Source organism: Segetibacter sp. 3557_3 (genome assembly GCF_004354985.1).
Lineage (GTDB): Bacteria > Bacteroidota > Bacteroidia > Chitinophagales > Chitinophagaceae > Segetibacter.
This window is the reverse complement of sequence record NZ_SMSK01000026.1, coordinates 43,346-63,662: the sequence shown is the minus strand read 5'-3', so window position 1 is coordinate 63,662 and position 20,317 is coordinate 43,346. Positions and strand designations below refer to the sequence as shown.

The 20,317-nt window shown below is 46.8% G+C and carries 18 protein-coding genes; 9 read left to right on the top strand and 9 right to left on the bottom strand.

What is annotated here, in order from left to right; all coding sequences use genetic code 11:
• Window positions 1–545 precede the first annotated feature (545 nt).
• The gene (locus tag EXU57_RS23750; protein WP_133270763.1) at window positions 546–1,928 is read left to right on the top strand and encodes an ATP-binding protein; all 1,383 of its coding nucleotides are present in this window, start codon (window positions 546–548) and stop codon (window positions 1,926–1,928) included.
• A gap of 260 nt (window positions 1,929–2,188) precedes the next feature.
• Here the strand turns inward: EXU57_RS23750 and EXU57_RS25260 are convergent, their stop codons facing one another.
• Together EXU57_RS25260 and mqnC are read right to left on the bottom strand one after the other, a co-directional pair.
• The gene (locus tag EXU57_RS25260; protein ID WP_165958275.1) at window positions 2,189–2,359 is read right to left on the bottom strand and encodes a hypothetical protein; all 171 of its coding nucleotides are present in this window, start codon (window positions 2,357–2,359) and stop codon (window positions 2,189–2,191) included.
• Between the two features lie 13 nt (window positions 2,360–2,372).
• The gene (gene mqnC, locus EXU57_RS23745) at window positions 2,373–3,515 is read right to left on the bottom strand and encodes a cyclic dehypoxanthinyl futalosine synthase (RefSeq protein ID WP_133270762.1); all 1,143 of its coding nucleotides are present in this window, start codon (window positions 3,513–3,515) and stop codon (window positions 2,373–2,375) included.
• A gap of 185 nt (window positions 3,516–3,700) precedes the next feature.
• Between mqnC and EXU57_RS23740 the strand changes: the two genes are divergently transcribed.
• From EXU57_RS23740 to EXU57_RS23730, 3 genes are all read left to right on the top strand, one after another.
• Window positions 3,701–4,942, top strand: a complete 1,242-nt coding sequence (locus EXU57_RS23740) for an aspartyl protease family protein (RefSeq protein WP_243745703.1) — start codon at window positions 3,701–3,703, stop codon at window positions 4,940–4,942.
• A gap of 117 nt (window positions 4,943–5,059) precedes the next feature.
• On the top strand, window positions 5,060–7,825 hold the full coding sequence (locus tag EXU57_RS23735) for an endonuclease (RefSeq protein WP_133270761.1): 2,766 nt from the start codon (window positions 5,060–5,062) through the stop codon (window positions 7,823–7,825).
• A gap of 414 nt (window positions 7,826–8,239) precedes the next feature.
• Window positions 8,240–8,659 carry a DUF1810 domain-containing protein gene (locus EXU57_RS23730; protein ID WP_133270760.1) on the top strand — a complete coding sequence of 140 codons (420 nt, stop codon included), beginning with the start codon at window positions 8,240–8,242 and terminating at the stop codon, window positions 8,657–8,659.
• Between the two features lie 5 nt (window positions 8,660–8,664).
• On the opposite strand, the gene EXU57_RS23725 is transcribed toward EXU57_RS23730, so the two are convergent.
• A complete protein-coding gene (locus tag EXU57_RS23725; protein ID WP_133270759.1) occupies window positions 8,665–10,734 on the bottom strand; it encodes a DUF3857 domain-containing transglutaminase family protein in 2,070 nt (689 codons plus the stop codon).
• A gap of 207 nt (window positions 10,735–10,941) precedes the next feature.
• On the opposite strand from EXU57_RS23725, the gene EXU57_RS23720 reads away from it, so the two are divergent.
• The 4 genes from EXU57_RS23720 (at window position 10,942) to EXU57_RS23705 (ending at window position 16,117) form a co-directional block, all read left to right on the top strand.
• Window positions 10,942–12,180: a M16 family metallopeptidase gene (locus tag EXU57_RS23720; RefSeq protein WP_133270758.1), complete on the top strand. Its 1,239-nt coding sequence runs from the start codon at window positions 10,942–10,944 to the stop codon at window positions 12,178–12,180.
• A 102-nt stretch (window positions 12,181–12,282) separates the two neighbouring features.
• On the top strand, window positions 12,283–13,563 hold the full coding sequence (locus tag EXU57_RS23715; RefSeq protein WP_133270757.1) for a M16 family metallopeptidase: 1,281 nt from the start codon (window positions 12,283–12,285) through the stop codon (window positions 13,561–13,563).
• A gap of 184 nt (window positions 13,564–13,747) precedes the next feature.
• Entirely contained in the window at window positions 13,748–14,101 is a 354-nt protein-coding gene (locus EXU57_RS23710) for a phage holin family protein (RefSeq protein WP_133270756.1), read from the top strand.
• 12 nt (window positions 14,102–14,113) lie between these two features.
• Window positions 14,114–16,117 carry a thiamine pyrophosphate-dependent enzyme gene (locus EXU57_RS23705; RefSeq protein ID WP_133270755.1) on the top strand — a complete coding sequence of 668 codons (2,004 nt, stop codon included), beginning with the start codon at window positions 14,114–14,116 and terminating at the stop codon, window positions 16,115–16,117.
• A gap of 179 nt (window positions 16,118–16,296) precedes the next feature.
• Here EXU57_RS23705 and EXU57_RS23700 read toward each other — a convergent pair whose 3' ends face one another.
• The 5 genes from EXU57_RS23700 to EXU57_RS23680 form a co-directional block, all read right to left on the bottom strand.
• Window positions 16,297–16,779, bottom strand: coding sequence for an ankyrin repeat domain-containing protein (locus tag EXU57_RS23700; protein ID WP_133270754.1), 483 nt, complete (start codon window positions 16,777–16,779; stop codon window positions 16,297–16,299).
• Window positions 16,780–16,822: 43 nt separating this feature from the next.
• Entirely contained in the window at window positions 16,823–17,053 is a 231-nt protein-coding gene (locus EXU57_RS23695; protein WP_133270753.1) for a CDGSH iron-sulfur domain-containing protein, read from the bottom strand.
• A gap of 280 nt (window positions 17,054–17,333) precedes the next feature.
• Window positions 17,334–18,224 (bottom strand): aldo/keto reductase, encoded by an 891-nt coding sequence (locus EXU57_RS23690; RefSeq protein WP_133270752.1) that lies wholly within the window; start codon window positions 18,222–18,224, stop codon window positions 17,334–17,336.
• A gap of 120 nt (window positions 18,225–18,344) precedes the next feature.
• Window positions 18,345–18,638: a hypothetical protein gene (locus EXU57_RS23685; protein ID WP_133270751.1), complete on the bottom strand. Its 294-nt coding sequence runs from the start codon at window positions 18,636–18,638 to the stop codon at window positions 18,345–18,347.
• A 248-nt stretch (window positions 18,639–18,886) separates the two neighbouring features.
• The gene (locus EXU57_RS23680) at window positions 18,887–19,441 is read right to left on the bottom strand and encodes a C40 family peptidase (RefSeq protein ID WP_165958273.1); all 555 of its coding nucleotides are present in this window, start codon (window positions 19,439–19,441) and stop codon (window positions 18,887–18,889) included.
• Window positions 19,442–19,608: 167 nt separating this feature from the next.
• Between EXU57_RS23680 and EXU57_RS23675 the strand changes: the two genes are divergently transcribed.
• Window positions 19,609–19,935: an HPF/RaiA family ribosome-associated protein gene (locus EXU57_RS23675; RefSeq protein ID WP_133270749.1), complete on the top strand. Its 327-nt coding sequence runs from the start codon at window positions 19,609–19,611 to the stop codon at window positions 19,933–19,935.
• Window positions 19,936–20,020: 85 nt separating this feature from the next.
• Here the strand turns inward: EXU57_RS23675 and EXU57_RS23670 are convergent, their stop codons facing one another.
• Entirely contained in the window at window positions 20,021–20,308 is a 288-nt protein-coding gene (locus tag EXU57_RS23670) for a hypothetical protein (protein WP_133270748.1), read from the bottom strand.
• Window positions 20,309–20,317 lie beyond the last annotated feature (9 nt).

The window sequence follows — 20,317 nt, the reverse complement described above, 5'->3', positions numbered from 1 at the left end:
TCGTTACGCTTCTTCATAAAAATGAAGACAACTATGAGATTCCAAACGATTCTTCAGAAAACACATATTTATTAGATTAATATAACGAAAGAGGCTGCCCTTTTGAGACAGCCTCTTTTATTTCTATGGTTTAATGCCGTAACTGAAGGGCTAACCCCTGCCAGTTTGTTTAGAATTCCTGACCCAGCACGGTAGATGCATACGCGAAGTCATTGGCAGCTATAGTATAGCGGGCAATGGTGAGGAAAACAATACCCGTGAATGAATCTTGAGTTGCTCAATAACTCGTTAAGTTTCAATAGCAGCGGCGCTTAACTTCAGCCTACCACGTATTCGGTAGCATATTTGTTTGTTGATCCCAGGTGGTGCGCTGATCGCAGACATTACACCTGTTTTATAGACGGAGCAGGTTGGCTTGCGGCTGCCTTTCAAACCTTTGTGTATAGACGTTTAGTTCCAGGGAGTTGAGTGCTTGTTGCAAACGGGAGTTATGCTATTTTTTTTTGGAATTAAGCCGGCTTGCTTATAACGATTTAGACTTTAGTATGGAGACTTTAAACTCAGGCGTAGCTAATCAACGTATAAAAGAATTGGAAGCACAGGTAATCCGGTTGAAAGACCAGTTGCGTAACGTTGGTGAAAATAATGAACGCTTTATCGCTGAACTTTCGGAAGGCTTTGCAAGCAACAACATCGGCGATGACTTTTTTAATGCATTGGTAAAGTACATTTTTGAGAAAACCCGGGTGGATTACGTATTGGTTGGGAAGCTGGTGAATAATAGTGACGGGCTGAGGATTATTCGAACACTTGCCCTTAATGCGTTTGGAAAACAAGTGGATAACATGGATTATCCCTTTATGGAGGGTCCATGTGGGCAGGTGATAGCTGGTCAGCTATATGTTTACCCAAGACACGCCAGGCAGTTTTTTCCCAATAACCCCATGCTCGCTGCATTGGAAGCGGAAGCATACATCGGCTACCCACTATACAATGCAGACGGGGTTACAATAGGGCTTATCGCCGTAATGCATAAGAAAGAATTAAGCGACGTTAATTACCTTTCCTCGTTATTGAAAATTGTTGCAAAACGGGCTGAGCTCGAACTTGAGCGTGTTCAGTACCAGGAAATCCTCGAACAAAAAACGAAATCGCTGGAGGAAGCCAACAACAATCTTGAGCTCTCCAATAAAAACCTCGAACAATTTGCCTACATGGCCAGCCATGATCTTCAGGAACCGCTCCGGAAGATCATCACTTTCTCCAACCTGATCAGGGAACGCAGTGCGGGTAAACTCGACCCTGTGGTGCAACCTTATTTTGAACGTATTATTACTTCTGCCGACCGGATGCGGCAGCTGATTACGGATCTGCTCGATTACTCGAGGTTGCAACAAATAACGGGGGCCTTTGTAGCAACGGATCTGAATACAATTTTCAAAAGTGTACAAAACGACTTTGAAATATTAATTGAGGAAAAAGAAGCGGTTATTGACTGCAGGCAGCTGCCTGTAGTTGAAGCGATACCCATGCAGATGAACCAGCTTTTTACAAACCTGTTCAGCAACTTTCTCAAGTTTTCAAAATCAGGCGAAACCCCGGTCTTGAAAGTCAGTCACCGGGTTTTAACCCCTGAAGAGGTCAGCCAGCATTCCTCGCTAAACCCGCTGTTGACCTATTACCAGATATGCTTTCGTGACAATGGGATTGGTTTCAGCCAGAAATTTGCCGAGAAGATCTTTATCATCTTTCAGCGCCTGAATGGAAGAAGTGAGTACCCCGGTACCGGGATTGGTCTTGCGATTTGTAAAAAAATTGCAACCTTTCACCAGGGAGAAATATACGCGCAAGCCGTAGAAAATGAAGGCGCAACGTTTTATGTGTTGTTGCCGGCCCACCAGAAAGCTGAAGTGCCTAAGGCAACTTAGGCGCTAGCCGCTGTTGATGGTGTGCTACGTGGCAAGCAGGAATCCGTTTGTTTACCTTTTGGCTGTTATCGCGGTTCCACCCGATTTTGTTTGGGATATAACGAGGTCCAAAGCCGGGTGCATACCACCTGGTGGCATCCATATTAAAGTTGATACCCACCAGCATTTTTACACTCATTTAACTCTAACTAATGCGGTAACAATCCCAGGTACCGGAAGGAGTAGTGATCCTTTCCTTCAACTTTGGGGTCGTTTACCTTCTAAGACAGGGTTTGCATCATCCGGCTGTTATAAAGTTCCATGAGTAAGCTGCCGTCTTTCAGGTTGTCTCGCACTTTCATGTCGGCGGGGTATTGCAAGCTATAATTGTCCCAACTTTCTCCTGGTGCTAAAATCAAAGAGGCCGGTAAAACCGGCCTCTTTGTAAACATATGCGTTGTGTTATTAATAATCTATCACCTGCTCTTCCATTAGTTCTGGCATCATCCTGAATTCGTATTGCTGGTTGCGCAGCTGTGGCTCAAACCCTGCTTCACGAATAGCTTCCTGTATGCCTTTGCTGGTAAACCGGTGTGGAGCGCCGGCAGCGCTTACCACATTTTCTTCAATCATAATGCTGCCAAAATCGTTTGCCCCCGCATGCAGGCACAGTTGTGCCACTTGTTTGCCCACGGTAAGCCAGCTTGCCTGTATGTTTTTTACATTTGGCAACATGATCCGGCTCATAGCGATCATGCGGATGTACTCGTCGGGGGTAGTAAGGTTTTGTACACCCCGGATCCGGGTGAGCAGGGTATCCACATCCTGGAATGTCCAGGGGATGAAGGCCACAAAACCTTTTGCGTAACCCGGCTTTTTTGCCTGAACCTCGCGCAACTTAACCAGGTGCTCAAACCTTTCCTGCACGGTTTCCACGTGTCCGAACATCATGGTAGCGCTGGTAGTAATATCGAGTTTGTGTGCCTCGACCATTACGTCGAGCCACTCCTGTGAACCGCATTTGCCCTTGCTTATCAGCCTCCGTACCCTGTCAACCAATATCTCCGCCCCCGGCCCGGGAAGACTATCCATACCGGCGTCTTTCAGTGCCATTAGCACCTCGCGATGCGTGCTCTTCTCCAGCTTGGTAATATGTGCAACCTCTGGTGGGCCGAGTGCATGCAGCTTGAGTTTCGGAAAAAGTTCTTTCAGGGTTTTAAAAAGGTCAACATAATACTGGAGCCCAAGCCCGGGATGGTGACCACCCTGCAGGAGCAGCTGCTCTCCGCCATAGCGAAAGGTTTCAGTAATCTTACGTTTGTAAGTTTCAATGTCGGTGATATAAGCTTCTTCGTGCCCGGGTATCCGGTAGAAGTTGCAGAATTTACAATTGGCAATACAAACATTGGTCGTGTTCATATTGCGGTCGATGATCCAGGTAACTTTGCCATGTGGAACCTGTTTTTTCCTCAGTTCGTTTCCGATGTACATGAGATCGGCCATCGGGGCATTCTCAAACAGGAAAACACCTTCTTCTACAGACAGGTACCCAGCAGGCCCCTCGTCTATAGCGGTAAGTGCTTTTTGATATAAATCAGCTAGGTGCATAGTAATAAGTTCAGGTGCAAAAATACGATGTGCTTTATTAATATCAGGGGACCACTTACTGCAGCAATCAAGACACTAGTTGCACATTTCAGCTATTAAACATTCAATTTTTTAAATGGTTGCCCATAAGCCCGTTAAAACACCTAATTTCAAGATGCCGATAAATGAACCAACACTTGAAGTGAGTGACACAACCGCGGCCCAATAGCGAACCCTTTGCTTGTCCCCTAAAAACAAAACGCTTTGTTTTCGCCCTGCTCTTGTTGCTGGTCGGGATCGTACAGCCGTGTTTTTCGCAGGAGCAATTTGTTGCGCCCCCCACACGACTAATCACCAAATTTCCTTTTAAGATCCTGACCGGTGGTATTGTTATAATCCAGGCACTGCTCACCGGGCACGACGACACGCTCCACTTTGTACTCGACACAGGTAGCGGCGGCATCTCGCTCGATTCGGCCACGGTTGCATACCTGAAGTTGAAAGAGACACCGAGCGACCGAACAATCAGGGGCATTGCCGGTGTACGAAAAGTAAACTTTGTTATGCACCAGCAAATGAGGTTACCCGGGCTTACCGTCGACAGCCTGAACTTTCACATAAACGACTACGAGCTGCTGACCAGTGTTTATGGGGAGAAAATAGACGGGATCATTGGTTACAGCCTGTTTAGCCGGTATATCGTAAAGCTCGATTACGACAAACTCATCATGGAAATCTGGCAAAATGGAAGCATCCGGTACCCCCGCGGTGGTTTCCTGCTTAAACCCCTGATCAATAACATCCCCGTTTTTGGCGCCCGGATAAACGACAATCACCCCGTATCGGCCCGTTTTTACTTCGACTCCGGTGCGGGGCTATGCATTTTGATGTCGGAAGATTTTAACCGCGATAGCGCAATACTGAAAAAGGGAAAAAAGATTACCGTAACCCAGGCCGAAGGAATTGGCGGTAAAAAACAAATGAAGATCACCACGGTTAAGGAACTCCGGTTTGGCCCATACCGCTTTCGCAAAGTTCCAGCATACATCTTCAGCGATGATTATAATGTAACCGCTTACCCGCAACTTGGCGGACTTATCGGGAACGATATTCTGCGCCGCTTTAACGTTATTGTTAATTACGCAGCCAAAGAAATACACCTTACACCAAACACCCACTACAATGAGGCTTTTGATTATTCGTATACGGGTTTAGGTATTTACCTGGTAGATAACGAGGTGCTTGTTGAAGATGTTATTGAGCACTCACCCGGTGCGGTTGCCGGCTTTAAGCCCGGCGATATAATAATTGCAGTGGAAAGTAATTTCTCCAAAAACATACAGGCTTATAAGGCCCTTTTGCAGCGGCCGGGTGCAAAACTTAAAGTTATGGTGATGCGCGAAGCCGAAATTCTCATGCTCAACCTGGTGGTTAAGAGCATCCTTTAATATTCCCGTTACTTCCTGTTATACGCGCTTGTGCGTAGCAAATAACCAATTTATTAAGTCGGATTGCTACGATCTGCCGGCGTGTAAAACACCCTACTTTTGGAGAAATTACAACTTATGAAAAAACTGTACTTTTTGCTGGGGCTCGTGGTTTTTGTACTACCCGCAACGAGCCAGGTTTCGCTAACCAACCTTGCATCACCCTATGGCCAGGATTTTAATACGCTGGCGGCTACCGGTACTTCGTCAACACTTCCGCCGGGTTGGTTCATCTTCGAAACCGGAGCAAATGCAAACGACACCTATGTAGCCGATAATGGTTTCGTAAATAGCGGCAACACCTATAGCTATGGCACAACAGGCAGTACTGAAAGAGCCCTGGGAACCTTACTTTCTGGAAGCCTTACTTCAACAATAGGGGTGGGCTTTACCAATAACTCTATTGCACCCATCACTTCTATTTCGGTTACTTACGCCGGCGAACAGTGGCGTTTGGGAATGGCAGGCAGAAGCGACTCCTTAAATTTTCAATACAGTACTACGGCAACCAGTTTGTCAACCGGCACATGGATCGATGTTGACCCGCTCGATTTTAAATCGCCAAATACTTCGGCAGGTGTTGGGCAACTCGATGGCAATGCAACTGCCAACCGGCAGATAAAATCTTTTACCATTGCCGGGATTTCAATTCAGCCCGGTGCTACTTTCTATTTTCGCTGGGTAGACGCTAATGCAACCGGTGCAGACGACGGCCTCGCTGTCGACGATCTGCAACTGACCTTTAACAACAGCAACCTTCCGGAGTGTACAACACCAACTGCGCAGCCAACTGACCTTGTATTTTCTTCAATTACCAATACCAGCGTTACCGGCACCTTTACAGTTCCAACACCTCCAGCCGATCGGTACCTGGTTGTTATGAGCACAAGCCCGGTTCTTTCGCCTTTGCCCCAAAATGGCATTACCTACAACGACGATGATGCGCTGGGCAATGCAAGCATCGTATCCACCGGCAGTTCAAATACCTTTACGGTTTCGGGTCTAAACCCCGGAACAACCTACTACTTCTATATCTTTTCAGCAAACACCAACTGTTCGGGCGGACCGCTTTATAACCTTAATTCGCCACTTGCCGGTCCGGTAGTTACCACCACTCCGCCCCCCTGTGTTGCCCCCACATCAGCCCCAGGTACGATTACAACTACAGCCGCAGGAACCTCGGTTAATGGTTCTTTTGTAAATGCCAGCGGAGCCGATGGCTACCTGGTAATCCGTTCAACTTCGCCTTCGTTTGCCTTTACCCCCGTTAACGGCACCACCTATAACGTTGGACAGACAGCAGGTACGGGCACAGTTGTAAAGTTTAGTACGGGCAACACGTTTTCTTCGACAGGACTAACCACCAATACTACCTACTATTTCTTTGTTTATGCGCTTAACGGATTTAACTGTACCGGTGGCCCGGTTTACAATACAAACCCTGCTTCAACATCGGTCACGACCACCAGCAGCACCACTGGTGAGCCCGCCGGGTATTATGTAAGTACAACGGGCAAAGCTTGTGCAGATCTTAAAACCACGCTTAAGACGATTGTTTCTACCGGCCATACGCCAAGAACTTATAACGAGCTCTGGACACAATACCTGGTGTCGGACATCAAGCCGCGCGAAGTTGGCCCCGGCACATCGCCTACCGTCATCTGGGATGTATATTCCGATAACCCAACCGGTCCCGATCCATATAATTTTACGCCCGGTCCTACTCCCGAAGGCCAGCAGGATAATGGAACAGGTGGAAATACCGAAGGCGAAAAATATAACCGCGAACACTCCGTACCACTCAACTGGTTCAGCGGAAGCACGGGTGTACCAGGTGCAGCAACCGACTACATTCACCTGTTTCCAACCGACAAACTGGTAAATAACCAAAGGGGCAGTTATATTTTCGGCGAAGTGGCGGCACCTACCTTTACCAGCCTTAACGGAAGTAAGCTGGGATCGTCGGCGATTGCAGGTTTTACCGGCCCGGTTTTCGAACCCATTAACGAGTACAAAGGCGACCTGGCAAGGGCATTCCTGTATTTTGTTACGCGGTACGAGGAAAACATGCCGAACTGGCCGGGCGGACTAAACGGTACCCAGGCATTCGAACCCAATACCTACCCAAGTGTAGACATTCCTTACCTGCAACTTATGCTCAAATGGCACCAGCAGGATCCTGTGAGCCCCAAAGAGATCGACCGGAATAATGCGGCCTACAATTACCAGGGTAACCGCAACCCGTTTGTTGACCGGCCCGAATTTGCTACACAAACCTGGAACAGCACCTGCCCAGGCTTAACAGCCCTACCGGTGAAATTGGCTGTGTTTGGTGGTAAACTTGCTGGCGGTATGGTAAAACTTGAATGGACCGTGTTGAGCGAAGTGGGCTTCAGCCGCTACGAAATCGAGCGCAGTTTAAATGGTAATACCTACAGCAAAGTAGGCGAGGTGAACGCTTCAGGTAAAAGCATTTACGCGTTTAATGATGATGCAGAACCATTACGGGGAAGGCGCGTATACTATCGCCTGAAGATGGTGGATAAAGATGGGTCAGCAACGTATAGCCCGGTGTTCAACATCCATGTGCCGTTAAACACGAGGTTCGGCATTTACCCTAACCCGGCAACCACTTATTTTCAAATCCAGGTAAGCAAAGCCGTTACCGGCAAAATAGAGGTTAGCATCACCGATCTTTCGGGCAAGGTGCTGCAACAAAGGTCCGTTGATGGAAACAGCAACAACTTTAAGATTGGCACCACAAATCTTGCTGCCGGAACCTACCTGGTGAAAATGCGGTATGGTGGAGAACAGTATGTACAAAAGCTGGTTGTCACAAAATAACATGGCGCTAACACCTGCTCAACAAGCGTCGGATCACCCGGCGCTTGTTGATTTTAAGTCACCCTGGTTGGGTCCCGGTAGCTAATCAGGGGATTTTTTTGTTACCGGCGGTGAAAGACTATTGGGCAGCCGTTGCCACGCTCGCTTGTACTGTTGTACCCTCCGCAGCCGACAAAAAGCCAAAGCAGTTCCCCAATGGGTTATTGTAAAAAAAACCGTTCTTCGAAAAAAATCCGCCCGGCACCCAATCCTTAATCCGTCACCCTAATATCTTATTCCCTAATCCACCAATCCGTAATCCGTAATCCGCCAATACCCAAATACCTTAATACCAAATACCTAATACCTCAATACCCCAATCACCATCCGTAATCCGCCAATCCGCAATCCGCTAATCCCCCAATACCCAACTCCATGACCAACGACTTAAACAGATTTATCAAGGCCCAGGAAACAGCTTATCAAACCGCCCTGGGCGAAATAACAAATGGTAAAAAACGCAGCCATTGGATGTGGTACATCTTCCCGCAACTGGAAGGATTGGGGATGAGCGAAACTGCCCGGTTTTATGGTATAAAAAACAAGGCAGAAGCAGTTGCCTATCTTGAACATCCCGTACTAGGCAAACGGCTCCTTGAGATCTCAAACGTTTTGCTCACCCTCGACTCGGCCGATGCACACGCAATATTGGGTAGTCCGGATGATGTAAAACTAAAATCTTCTATGACCTTGTTTGCGGCACTAGATACCAGCGACGTTTTCCAGGCGGTACTCGAAAAGTTTTACGGCGGCAGTAAGGATGAAAAAACGTTACAATTGCTCCAGGGCAGCTAGCCTGGTCAGGAGCGGGCATTTTGTTTATTACGCCGTTTCAACAGGATGGTCACCAGCACGCAGGCACCTAAAAGGAGGTACAGCTGTACAAAAACCGCGTTGGTAGATCCCGTGGTAAACTGCGCCAGGTCAACACCTGGCCCTGTTGCACCGGTATCATCATAGCTGATGTTGAAGGACGTATGTTCTGTTGCAACAGCATATTGTTCAAAGTAAAGCTTGAGCTCCTCGGGTGTGACATGGTCTTTAACTGCTGTATAATCATAATTGAGTACCACCTGTTTCCTGCTGTGCGACGATTCCGCATGCATGGTAAAACCTGCGCAGGCAATGTCCCGGTTAAAGTCGGTAAAGTTCCAGGCTTCGGGCAGGTTTATCTCCACATCTTCGGTGTACCTGGCGGGATACTGTAGTTTATACGGCATGCTCCGTTGCTTTTCAGTGGGCTTCTTCAGGATACTGGAAATGATATAAGGTGAAAACATCCACTCCTTGGAACCTTTGTTGTTCGTCCATGCATTTTTGATCGTATAATATTCATACGTGATAAATGCCCCGGTCTTTTCATCATCCTTATACGACAGACTGTCCGCTGCTATTTTCTCAAAGAAGCCAGCGTAAAATTTTTTGTAGTTGCCTTTGATGGTGGAGTTACTGGTGCTGTTGAAATTGTAACGGTTGTCGTCGGCGAACGTTCCGGTGTTGGTTGTGATTACAGTTAATTTCACCGTTCCCGACATATCCGGAACATCAAAGATTTCACGTGTAGCAATCGAACCTGTTGCCAGCAAGGGGATTGTTGAAAGTGCCGTGGTGGTATCGGACACCACGAGCCCACACTGGTAGTCCGGATAGCTGATGGCCGACAGCGGACCTCGCTGAAAGCTTATCGTCGGATCAAGCCAGTAAGCTTTTCCATTCACTTCTGCCCTTACCGTTACATGATCAAATGCTGTTGCCGCTGGCAGCCAATCCTTCAGGCTATGCTTTGCTGTTGTGTTGATCAGAACAGGTCGTGCCGCAACATTCATCCTGTTTAGCATTGTCACCAGCAGGTAGCTTTTATCCTTGCAGTCGCCAAAGCGCTGCGTAAAAATCTTGTTTGGATCGTGTGGCTTGTGCGAGTTTACACCTACTTCAACCCCCATGTAACGAATATCGTCCTGCACAAATTGCAGCGCCGCCAGTACCCTTGATTCCGTTGTTACATTTTCAGCAACGATCTGTGCAACTTTTTGTTCAAGGGGTTTTCCAAGCGCGGGTGTCGCCGGAAACAACGTATTCGCCCATCGGCTGACTTCATTCCACGAACTGTATTCGCTTAACAATACAACCGGGTATGGGTCATACCACGATGGTGTATTTTCTTCCGCCTGCATACCGCCAACATTGTTCAGCTTCCACTCGTAAACGGTTGCCTGCGGTTCGGAACTGACTATGGGCTTTACTGTTTCAAGCCGGTTGCTGATGTTCAGTTTTCGCCCGGCAGGTACAATTACTTTGTAATAGAGATTAAGAACAGGCACACGGAAGCGCGTACTCAATACATCAGCAAACTTTCCCGCGAAGATCGGGTTGGTACCCTTTCGACTATAGCTGTACTCTATTACGTCACCTTTACGCACATCCTCCAGTGCAAGAAAAGCAGTTAACGAACCGTTGTACAGGTGGCGTGCAAGCTCTTCCTCTTGCTGTACAGTCTTGAATTTTGAAATTTGCAGCTTGTCAATCGTTTGATTGTTGCGCATAATGCGCACGGTGTGCAGGATGATCTTTTCATAAGCAGGGTCAAAGGATATGCTGATGTCTGAATTGTTCTCAACCCCTGTTTCCGAAAGAATGCGCATACTTCTTTTGACGTAAACGGTCTGCTTGGCGAGGTTTCGCTGTTGTTCGAGCGCTATATCGATGCAACCGTCTTCGGCTTCGCTTTCGAGCGTTGTAGAGTTGTAGTCGACCGGGTTCAACGTAATCCATTGTGGGGCCTTTGAAGTACCCAGGTATTTCGTCTGCGCCAACAAACCAACAGGCACAAAGAAGCAGAACATCAGGGTTAAGGTAAGTAAGGGTTTCATCGATGTATGATATATGAAGTAAAATTTGCCGGGTTAATAACGCGGAAATCACACTTATAATATGTAAAGGGCATATCATCCGTTTGGGTAAAGGTTAGCATACCCGGCAATGCATGTGTCGGCTGACCATCGATGCGCAGTGTGCGTTTAAAAAATAGGGTTTCATAATAGTGAAATGGGCTATTTTGCACCGCTATTTTTAAAAATATGATCCATTACGACAGGTTTACTTTAGATAACGGTCTTAGGGTATTGGTACATGAAGATCACAGTACGCCAATGGCGGTGGTCAACGTGATGTACGATGTAGGCGCCCGTGATGAGGACCCGCAAAAGACAGGATTTGCTCACTTGTTTGAACACCTGATGTTTGGTGGCAGCATCAACATACCAGAATACGACGACCCGTTACAAAGAGCAGGGGGCGACAACAATGCTTATACGACAAACGACTTAACCAATTATTATATCTCGCTTCCGGCTGAAAATCTTGAAACCGCTTTCTGGCTCGAGAGCGACAGAATGTTGAGTTTGGCTTTTGACGAAAAAAGCCTCGACGTACAACGGAAAGTCGTTTGTGAAGAGTTTAAAGAACACTACATCAATAAACCTTATGGTGACGTGTGGCACAAACTGCGGGAACTTGCATACAAGCAACACCCTTACCGCTGGATGACGATTGGTAAAGAGTTGAGCCATGTGGAGAATGCCAATCTCGACGATGTAAAGGCTTTCTTTTTCAAACATTACAGACCGGTTAATGCCATACTGGTGGTTGCCGGTGCAATCACATTGGAACAGGTAAAAAGGCTTGCTGAAAAATGGTTTGGCGATATTCCAATGGGTACAAAATATGAGCGTAAGCTTCCCTTGGAACCTCCTCAACAGGAACCCCGCAGGATGCGTGTAGAAGCTGATGTTCCCCTGGATGCCTTTTACAAAACCTGGCACATTGCATCCCGCCTCGAAAAAGGCTATTATGTAGCCGACCTGATCAGCGATATATTAAGTGGTGGCGGATCTTCCCGTTTGTACCAGGCGTTGGTAAAAGAAAAGCAACTGTTTAGTAATATCGAATGTTACCATATGGGCAGCGTCGAAACAGGTCTGCTCACCATAGAGGGCAAACTCGTTAAAGGAACCCGGATGGAAGACGCCGAATTGGCCGTTCAGGAAGAGATAGAAAAAATTAAAGAAAGCCCGGTTGCAGAAAAGGAGCTCGAAAAGGTTAAAAACAAAACGGAAAGCCTAATCGCTTTTGAAGACATGACCATCATGAATCGGGCAAACAGTCTTGCTTTTTACGAGTTGTTGGGCGATGCAAACCTCATGAACACCGAGTTGTCGAAGTACCATGAGCTGACCGTTGACGACATCAAAGCAGGATGTTCAACAATCTTTACGGAGAACAACAGCAACACCCTGCAATACTACAGCCGTAGTTAAGCGGCGCAGGTGTTGTTTCGTTTGTAGTCTTTTGTTTATGCCAATGGATTCCGCGTTTGATAAAACACAAACGCGCTCATTTGAAAGTTATATATGCTTATTATGCCCGACCGCAGTGTTTCCCCGGTAATAAAAGATCCTGTCGACCTTAACCTCCAACTTAAACCCTGTGATCGTTTCACCCTCGATAATGGGGTGCCGGTTTATAGTGTTAATGCAGGTGCGCAGGAAGTGACGATGGTTGAACTGGTTTTTTTTGCAGGAAATTCTTTTGAACGCAAGAATATCGTAGCCGCAACAACAAACTTTATGTTGAAGAACGGCACAACCTCGAAAACAGCCTTTGAGATCAATGAACAATTCGAATACTATGGCGCTTACTTAAACCGGACCTGTGTAAATGAAACCGCTACGGTAAGTCTCCATTGCCTCAACAAGCACCTTCGCGAAATCTTACCGGTTGTTGCTGAGGTGATATCGGAATCTGTTTTCAGGGAAGAAGAGCTTGCGATATACAAACAGAACCAAAAGCAACGCCTGGAAGTAAACCTGAAGAAGTGTGACTTTGTTGCAAACCGGTTTATCGACGAGTACCTGTACGGCCGTAATCATCCATATGGCAAATACACGTCAGCAGCTGATTTCGACGCACTCCATCGCGACGAAATTCTTGAGTTTTTCAAAACGTTTTATGTCAATGGCCAGTGCCTGATTTTTGTTGCGGGCAAGTTGCCTGCAGATATGCAGGAACAGTTGAATTCGGTATTCGGAAGGTTACCATTAAAGTCGGGCCCGATACCTTCAATTGCGCACAAGATTGTACCTGCGAAAAAGAAAAAACACCGGGTCATCAACGATGAGCATGGGGTACAGGGTGCAATAAGGGTGGCCCGTGACTTTCCAAACCGGCATCACCCCGACTTTGTAAAATGCCAGGTATTGAATAATATATTCGGGGGATTCTTTGGGTCACGCCTGATGGGTAATATCCGTGAAGACAAAGGTTATACCTATGGCATTCACAGCTATTTCCAGAACCACATACAGCAAAGTGCATGGATGGTAAGCACAGAAGCGGGCCGCGAGGTATGCGAACCAACCATCAAGGAGATTTACAATGAAATGGAGGACCTGCGCGAAGAGCTGGTTGACGAAGAGGAGCTGATGTTGGTTCGGAATTATATGATGGGTACCATTCTTGCCGATCTTGACGGCCCTTTTCAGATGATTGCGCGATGGAAAAATTATATCCTTAACGGGATTACCGAAGATTACTTTTATAAATCCATCGAGACCATCAAAACTATAACAGCTGAAGAATTAAAATCACTGGCTGAAAAATACCTTGTTCCCGATGACTTCTATGAATTGGTAGTCGTCTAACAAAGAATCTACCAGGAAAGCCGCCCTCCCCGGGGCGGTTTTTCATTTATTGAACCTGTTGTTTTTTCGTTGTTGACTCATCCATCCACGTCAATTCTGCCATCGTTTTTAATGTGACCCTTCTGCCAGGGTAAAGGCGTTTTATGCAGCGGGTTATCTACTTTTATGCTGCTAATGCTCCAATATGTCTAAAGTTTTAACGCGCTTATTAATTAATACCCTTGCAGTACTTATATCGGCTTACCTTTTAAGTGGGGTTCATGTTGCAAATGCAACGGCAGCAGTTTTAGTGGCTTTGGTACTTGCAATCTTAAACACATTCATTAAGCCGCTCCTGATCGTTCTAACTATTCCGATCACGATATTAACGCTTGGGTTGTTCCTCCTGGTAATCAATATTGTGATCATCATGTGGACTGCAACCCTTGTTTCCGGGTTCACCGTTGATGGCTGGGGATGGGCATTACTTTTCAGCTTGCTGCTGGCTTTGGTGTCTGCCCTCCTGGAAAGCATACTGGGCACAAAAGAAAAAACTTAACGCATCATTGATATGCATTTTGATCGGAAGTCACTGTCGAACGAGGTTTTGCTGAGGTTTTACCGGGCGCTATTGCTGCCCCGTATGGTCGAAGAAAAGATGCTTGTACTCCTTCGGCAAGGAAAGGTGAGTAAATGGTTTAGCGGGATCGGGCAGGAAGCTATTTCTGTTGGGGCAACACTTGCACTGCAGCGTGATGAATGGATTATGCCATTGCACAGGAATTTGGGTGTTTTTACCACGCGAAATGTGCCCCTGCAAAAGCTGTTTATGCAATGGCAGGGGTTAAAGGATGGTTTTAGTAAAGGGCGGGAACGCAGCTTTCATTTTGGTACAAGGGAGCACCATATCTGTGGAATGATTTCACACCTGGGTCCGCAACTTGCAATTGCCGATGGTGTTGCACTTGCCGGGAAATTGCGAAACCAGTCGAGAATAGCAGTGGCCTTTTCAGGTGAAGGCGGCACAAGCGAAGGTGATTTTCACGAGGCCTTAAATGTGGCCGCAGTTTGGGACCTACCCGTAATATTTATCATCGAGAATAATGGTTATGGCCTGAGCACACCTGTAAGCGAACAGTATCGCTGCGAAAGTCTTGTACAAAAGGCGAAGGGTTATGGTATGGAGGGTGTGCAAATCGACGGTAACAACATCCTGGCAGTTTACGATACCATAAAGGGTGTTCGTGAATATTGCTTGAAGAACCAGAAGCCTTACCTGGTTGAGTGCATGACCTTTAGAATGCGCGGGCATGAAGAAGCAAGCGGCATTAAATACGTACCGCCGGAGGTGCTGGAAAAATGGGCAGCATTTGACCCGGTAAATAACTATGAGCTTTTTCTTTTACAACAGCGGGTAACCAACGAGATCGGCATTGAATCAATCCGAAAGGACCTGAAGACTTTTATTGACAATGAATGGACGCATGCTATCCAGGGCAATCCACCTGTGCCTGACACGGGCACCGAGCTAAATGATGTTTATGCAGTACCGCAGAACGCTAAGGGCGCGGGAAAACAGGAGAGGGAGATTGTTTCCACAAGGGAGGCCGCAGCAGAAATCCGTTTTGTTGATGCCATTAGTGAAGGTTTGTTCCAGAGCATGGAGCAACACCCCGGTTTGGTTTTGATGGGGCAGGACATTGCAGAATATGGTGGGGCATTTAAGATCACAGAGGGGTTTGTCAAAAAGTTTGGCAAAGCCCGGGTTAGAAACACACCACTTTGCGAAAGCGCAATTGTAGGTACTGCGTTAGGCTTAAGCCTTGAAGGAATAAAAAGTGTGGTAGAGATGCAGTTTGCCGATTTTGTTTCCGTTGGTTTCAACCAGATCGTCAACAACCTGGCAAAAATCCACTACCGCTGGGGCCAGCAGGCCGATGTGGTTATCCGAATGCCAACAGGAGCAGGTGTAGGTGCCGGACCTTTTCACAGTCAGAGCAATGAAGCCTGGTTTGTGCATACTCCCGGGTTAAAGGTTGTTTATCCATCTACCCCTGAAGATGCCAAAGGATTGATGATTGCTGCCATAAACGATCCAAACCCGGTAATGTTTTTTGAACATAAGTGGCTGTACCGAAGTATATCGGGACCGGTAAATCCCGCATGTTACGAAACCCCAATTGGTAAAGCCAGGGTGGCTTTAAACGGAGAGGAACTAACAATTATAACTTATGGTGCCGGGGTATTATGGGCACAGGAATATGCGTCGCTTCATCCTGAACACAGCATATACCTGCTCGATCTGAGAAGCCTGCTGCCGCTGGATTACCCGGCAATCAGGGAAGCGGTTGCAGCTACCGGCAGGGTGGTGATCTTACATGAAGACACGTTAACGGGTGGACTTGGTGGTGAAATAAGCGCCTGGATTGCGGAAAACTGTTTTGAGTTGCTGGATGCACCGGTTTTCCGATGTGCCTCCCTGGATACACCAGTACCCTTTAATCCCATTCTCGAAGATAATTTCCTCGCAAAAAGCCGCCTCGATGAGGTCATCAAAAAAGTGCTGAGCTATTGATTCCCCCATCCTGGGTTGTTCTTGTAAGATGATGCAGGTGACCATACCTGCATCTGCTCATCATAGAAATCCGACCATTCCTCTCATTCGTGTTCTATAAGAAGCATACCAGGCATGATCACCTGCAATCCACCCTGGAAAACTTATCTGTTCTCATCCATCTCATCCGTGTTCCATATCTATACATACTGCTGTATCAACTCCACCATAGGCGTATTCTCCTGTATCATAGCGTGGTCGAGGGGACTTTTTCCCCGCGAGTCGCGAAGGCTTGTGTCAGCGCCATGCTCCAGCAAAAGCCTGGCAATTTCTAGGTGACCAAATGTTGCAGCGAAAGTTAGTGCGGGAGCCCCCTGCGAGTTGCGTTGGTTTACGTCGGCACCTGCAGCAACCAGTTTTTGTGCAATCGCCGTGTAGCCCTTAAAACAAACACCCATCAGCGCGCTGTTTCCCGAACGATCCTGTTCATCCGGCTGGGCGCCTTTTTCCAATAAAAAGTCTACTACCTCAGGCTGATTGTTGTATACCGCAATAATCAAGGGAGTAAAGCCCTTCATATCTTCCTGCTGAATGATGGTTGGATCCGCGGCATATAATTCTTGCACCATCCCGAGGTCGCCTTTACGACAGGCATCAAATACGTCGCCTTGTTGTGCTTGCATGTTATGGTAATTGCAAATATTGATGTATCATAATAGTATGGCCTTAGAGGAGCGGCTTCTTCGGCGGCAGACTAAATGCAACTGCATCGTGTTCGAAATGACCCTTATGCGAACCGTCGCAAAATGGTTTGTTTATCGAGAGGCCACAACGGCAAATAGAGACAATATCACGGCCACCAAGGTCATATACACCGCCATTCCTGTCTACGATCTCGAAATCCCCTTCAATCTTTAGTGATCCGTTACTGTTTACGGTAATCTTTGTTGCTGCCATGGTAAATTTTTCTTTGCGATAAAAGTATATAATTAAACAACCCCTGCCCCTGGCAAATGGTTGTGATCCATCAATAAAAAAGCATATGCCACCAGTTTTCACTAAACCGGAATGAAGCGCTTACCACCTGTGCGTGTTGGGTAACACTACAAAAAGAGGGAGCAAAACAGACGACCCTGCAACCTGCCTGCGATTACTCGTTTATAGTTAAGACTGTTAAAAGAGCGTTGAATAAAACCAACTAAACAGCAAGATGGAAGTTAACCGGTCCAACGTTTGGTCAGCGATGTTCAGCATAAGTATTCACCGGCACATTCGACCTCAATTGCTCGATGGCGGGTAGCGGGACCGACTGGCTGCCTGCTTCAACTGCCACTTTCAGTTGCTCCATAGTTCGTATACCAACAACTGCTGCTGTTATTGCCTCACGTGCTAAGGCGAATTGTATTGCTACCTGCGCCGGGTCTTTGCCAGCTGCTACCTGCCGGATCGCTTGTGCACCTTGTGCCACTTGTTCAGTCGAACGATCAAGGTAATTTTTAGGGGGTTTGTTTACCAGCAAGCCACTCGCAACCGTTCCCCTGGCCAATACACCGATCCCGTTTTGTTGAAGTAAGTCGAGTATGCTTTCTTCCGGCCGCCGGTCGAGCAGGCTATACTGCATCATCACTCCTGCGATATTGGATCGCTCAACATAAGCACGTATGACATTCGGACGAATGGAAGAAATGCCATAAAACCGGATTTTGCCTTGCTGCTGTAATGCGGTAAATGCCTCAATTGTTTCGTCGATGGGGTCTTCAATGGTTCCACCATGGAGTTGATAAAAATCTATGCAGTCGGTCTGCAATCGCCGTAGGCTTTGCTCAACGGCTTCCAAAATATGGTCTCTACGAGGGTTCCAATCCCAGCCACTACCATCCGCCCTCCACTGGTTGCCCACCTTGGTTGCAACAATTACTTTGTCTCGCTTTCCTTTCAGCGCGGCGCCAAGGGCAGTTTCGTTCAGGCCTTTATCGTAGAGATCTGCTGTGTCGAAATAATTAATGCCTTGTTCAATGGCAGCATGGATTATAGCGGCAGTATCTTTTTGATCTGTCTTAAGCGACATGCAACCGAAGCCTATACGACTAACCTTCAAATCTGATTTCCCGAGAAGTTTGTATTCCATGTCAAAAGTTATTTCGATAAGATGCAAAGATGAAACCACCATCTTTAAAACCAACAGAGGCATGATATAAACAAAATAGCCGCGACAAGCACGGCTATTCTAAGATCAACTTCAGACTTTCTAAACGTCTGTACTGGTAGTTTTAGTAACAGTAACCTGGTCGGTGCGGGCTGCGCCTCCAGAATTACCACGTAATAAAAGGATCAGCAATAAAAGTAACACCACTGCTCCTACTACCCATACCCATGGTTGCGTATACCATACGGTTTCCGTAGTGGTGGTGGTTACGGTTCTGGTACTGCTGGAAGAACTTGAACTGCCGCCCTCCTGCGCCACGGCCATTGTTTGCAGCAGGCTGAGCAAAAAAAGGGCAGCAAAAGTTTTGATGGTAAGCCCTCCGGTTAGATGTTTCATGTGTCTGTTTTAAGCGTTAGTAATACGTTTCATTAGTCCCGCGAGGGACCTTGTAAGACGTTCAAGAACTGCGCCAAATTCTGCACACCGTTTTGATTATTAGTGGGTTATATCTTCACATGAAAACAGGGACTACCGGGAGCTAACGATTGTTTAGTATGCTATCAGGCGGGCTCACCTGGCCAGGATCATCGCTCCTTGTTGAACCCCGTTGTATAACTTACTCTGTAGCTGAACTGGAATCCGCGTTAAACACCATCATTCTGTGGAAAGATGCGGATGATCTTCATAAACCGCCCCATATAATATTCGTTCAATGGGGTTATCGTTACCCCGTTTGCTTTCCCTGAGCTGGAGTGGATAAACGACATTTCACCGCTTTCAACATCCGATATAATACCCATATGGCCAACAATCCTGGTAGTGCTGTCGGTTCCGGTAAACAGGATCAGGTCACCCGGCCTTGCGGCAGATAATTCAACTTCCCTTTCCACATCGGTAAAATCAACGGAAGATCGGGGTACAGCAATGTCGAAGTGGTTAAACACGTGTGTAATAAAACCTGAGCAGTCAAAACCTTGCTGTGGGTCAGTAGAGCCATACTTATAGGTGGTACCCGTGAGCGTTCGGGCATATGCCAGCAACTCTGCCGGCGTAGTAGCCCCGGTTTCGATTTTTGGCGGGTTAAAAGGTTTTACTGCAACTACTTTGGGCGTATCCCTGGGCATCGTTTCGGGCACAACTTCGCTAGCCACATTTTGCTCAGGCTGCACTTTTTCTTTTGTAGGTTGCTTGCAGCTCACGCCGGCAAAAATGATTATCAATGGTAAAATGCGCATAGGTGAACAACGGCAAAAACCTTTCCATTCCACTGATGATGAATAAATTGAATGCGTGTTCATGTCCCGGACTGGTACGATTGTGGTGCGCCCGTTATGTCAACAATATTTTTGTACTATAATTTAAACACATGGATATCATCATTCAATCATTGGGTTTCAAGCATAGCGACAACCTCGAATTGTTTATACAGGAGAGACTTAATAAGCTCAACACCCAGGCAGAAAAAATCGTAAGAGCAAACGTAACCCTCTACCAGGGTTCGGGGGGCAACCAAAATAATTACTGCGAGATCAGATTAGAGGTGCCAGGCAATGATCATTTTGTGAAAAGGAATAACGAGGTATTTGAGGTGGCGATCGTAGACGCAATAGAAACTTTGCAAAAGGTTTTCCGCCGGAATAAAGAAAAACAAAATAGTCATCGCCGGGTTGAGCCTGATCCGAACATCGCATAAAACGAGTACAATGAAAAAGAGGCTGACCCACACGGTCAGCCTCTTTTTTGATGTCTGATCTTTATCGCTTCAAAACAATGGTTATTTAGCTTGCATCACTGTTGCCTGTCAGGTCTTCGGGAGATGGATTCTTCAGGTAGCTTTCAACTTTCTCCTCTATTGAGTTATCTCCTTCTCCGGGAATATTTGCATCCTGCAGGTGTTCCCAGTCGCTGCTCTGTTCAGTAATCCCTGCTTTTTTACTGATTACCCCTTGTTCAATCGGCTGACCAATATTGCTCGTATTACTTGGGTCAGGAGGTGCTTCACCATGATGGCTCCTGGTTGGATCCTCATTTTCCAGTGGAAATGATTTGTTATCCGGATTGTTCATAATTCAAAG

Excerpts from the sequence above, each read along its gene's own strand:
- EXU57_RS23700 (WP_133270754.1), bottom strand. The coding sequence starts at position 16,779 with ATGCAAGCACAACAAGGCGACGTATTTGATGCCTGTCGTAAAGGCGAC.
- EXU57_RS25260 (WP_165958275.1), bottom strand. The coding sequence starts at position 2,359 with ATGTTTACAAAGAGGCCGGTTTTACCGGCCTCTTTGATTTTAGCACCA.
- EXU57_RS23725 (WP_133270759.1), bottom strand. The coding sequence starts at position 10,734 with ATGAAACCCTTACTTACCTTAACCCTGATGTTCTGCTTCTTTGTGCCT.
- EXU57_RS23675 (WP_133270749.1), top strand. The coding sequence starts at position 19,609 with ATGGATATCATCATTCAATCATTGGGTTTCAAGCATAGCGACAACCTC.
- EXU57_RS23715 (WP_133270757.1), top strand. The coding sequence starts at position 12,283 with ATGCCCGACCGCAGTGTTTCCCCGGTAATAAAAGATCCTGTCGACCTT.
- mqnC (WP_133270762.1), bottom strand. The coding sequence starts at position 3,515 with ATGCACCTAGCTGATTTATATCAAAAAGCACTTACCGCTATAGACGAG.
- EXU57_RS23720 (WP_133270758.1), top strand. The coding sequence starts at position 10,942 with ATGATCCATTACGACAGGTTTACTTTAGATAACGGTCTTAGGGTATTG.
- EXU57_RS23710 (WP_133270756.1), top strand. The coding sequence starts at position 13,748 with ATGTCTAAAGTTTTAACGCGCTTATTAATTAATACCCTTGCAGTACTT.
- EXU57_RS23690 (WP_133270752.1), bottom strand. The coding sequence starts at position 18,224 with ATGGAATACAAACTTCTCGGGAAATCAGATTTGAAGGTTAGTCGTATA.
- EXU57_RS23750 (WP_133270763.1), top strand. The coding sequence starts at position 546 with ATGGAGACTTTAAACTCAGGCGTAGCTAATCAACGTATAAAAGAATTG.
- EXU57_RS23670 (WP_133270748.1), bottom strand. The coding sequence starts at position 20,308 with ATGAACAATCCGGATAACAAATCATTTCCACTGGAAAATGAGGATCCA.
- EXU57_RS23730 (WP_133270760.1), top strand. The coding sequence starts at position 8,240 with ATGACCAACGACTTAAACAGATTTATCAAGGCCCAGGAAACAGCTTAT.
- EXU57_RS23695 (WP_133270753.1), bottom strand. The coding sequence starts at position 17,053 with ATGGCAGCAACAAAGATTACCGTAAACAGTAACGGATCACTAAAGATT.
- EXU57_RS23735 (WP_133270761.1), top strand. The coding sequence starts at position 5,060 with ATGAAAAAACTGTACTTTTTGCTGGGGCTCGTGGTTTTTGTACTACCC.
- EXU57_RS23685 (WP_133270751.1), bottom strand. The coding sequence starts at position 18,638 with ATGAAACATCTAACCGGAGGGCTTACCATCAAAACTTTTGCTGCCCTT.
- EXU57_RS23705 (WP_133270755.1), top strand. The coding sequence starts at position 14,114 with ATGCATTTTGATCGGAAGTCACTGTCGAACGAGGTTTTGCTGAGGTTT.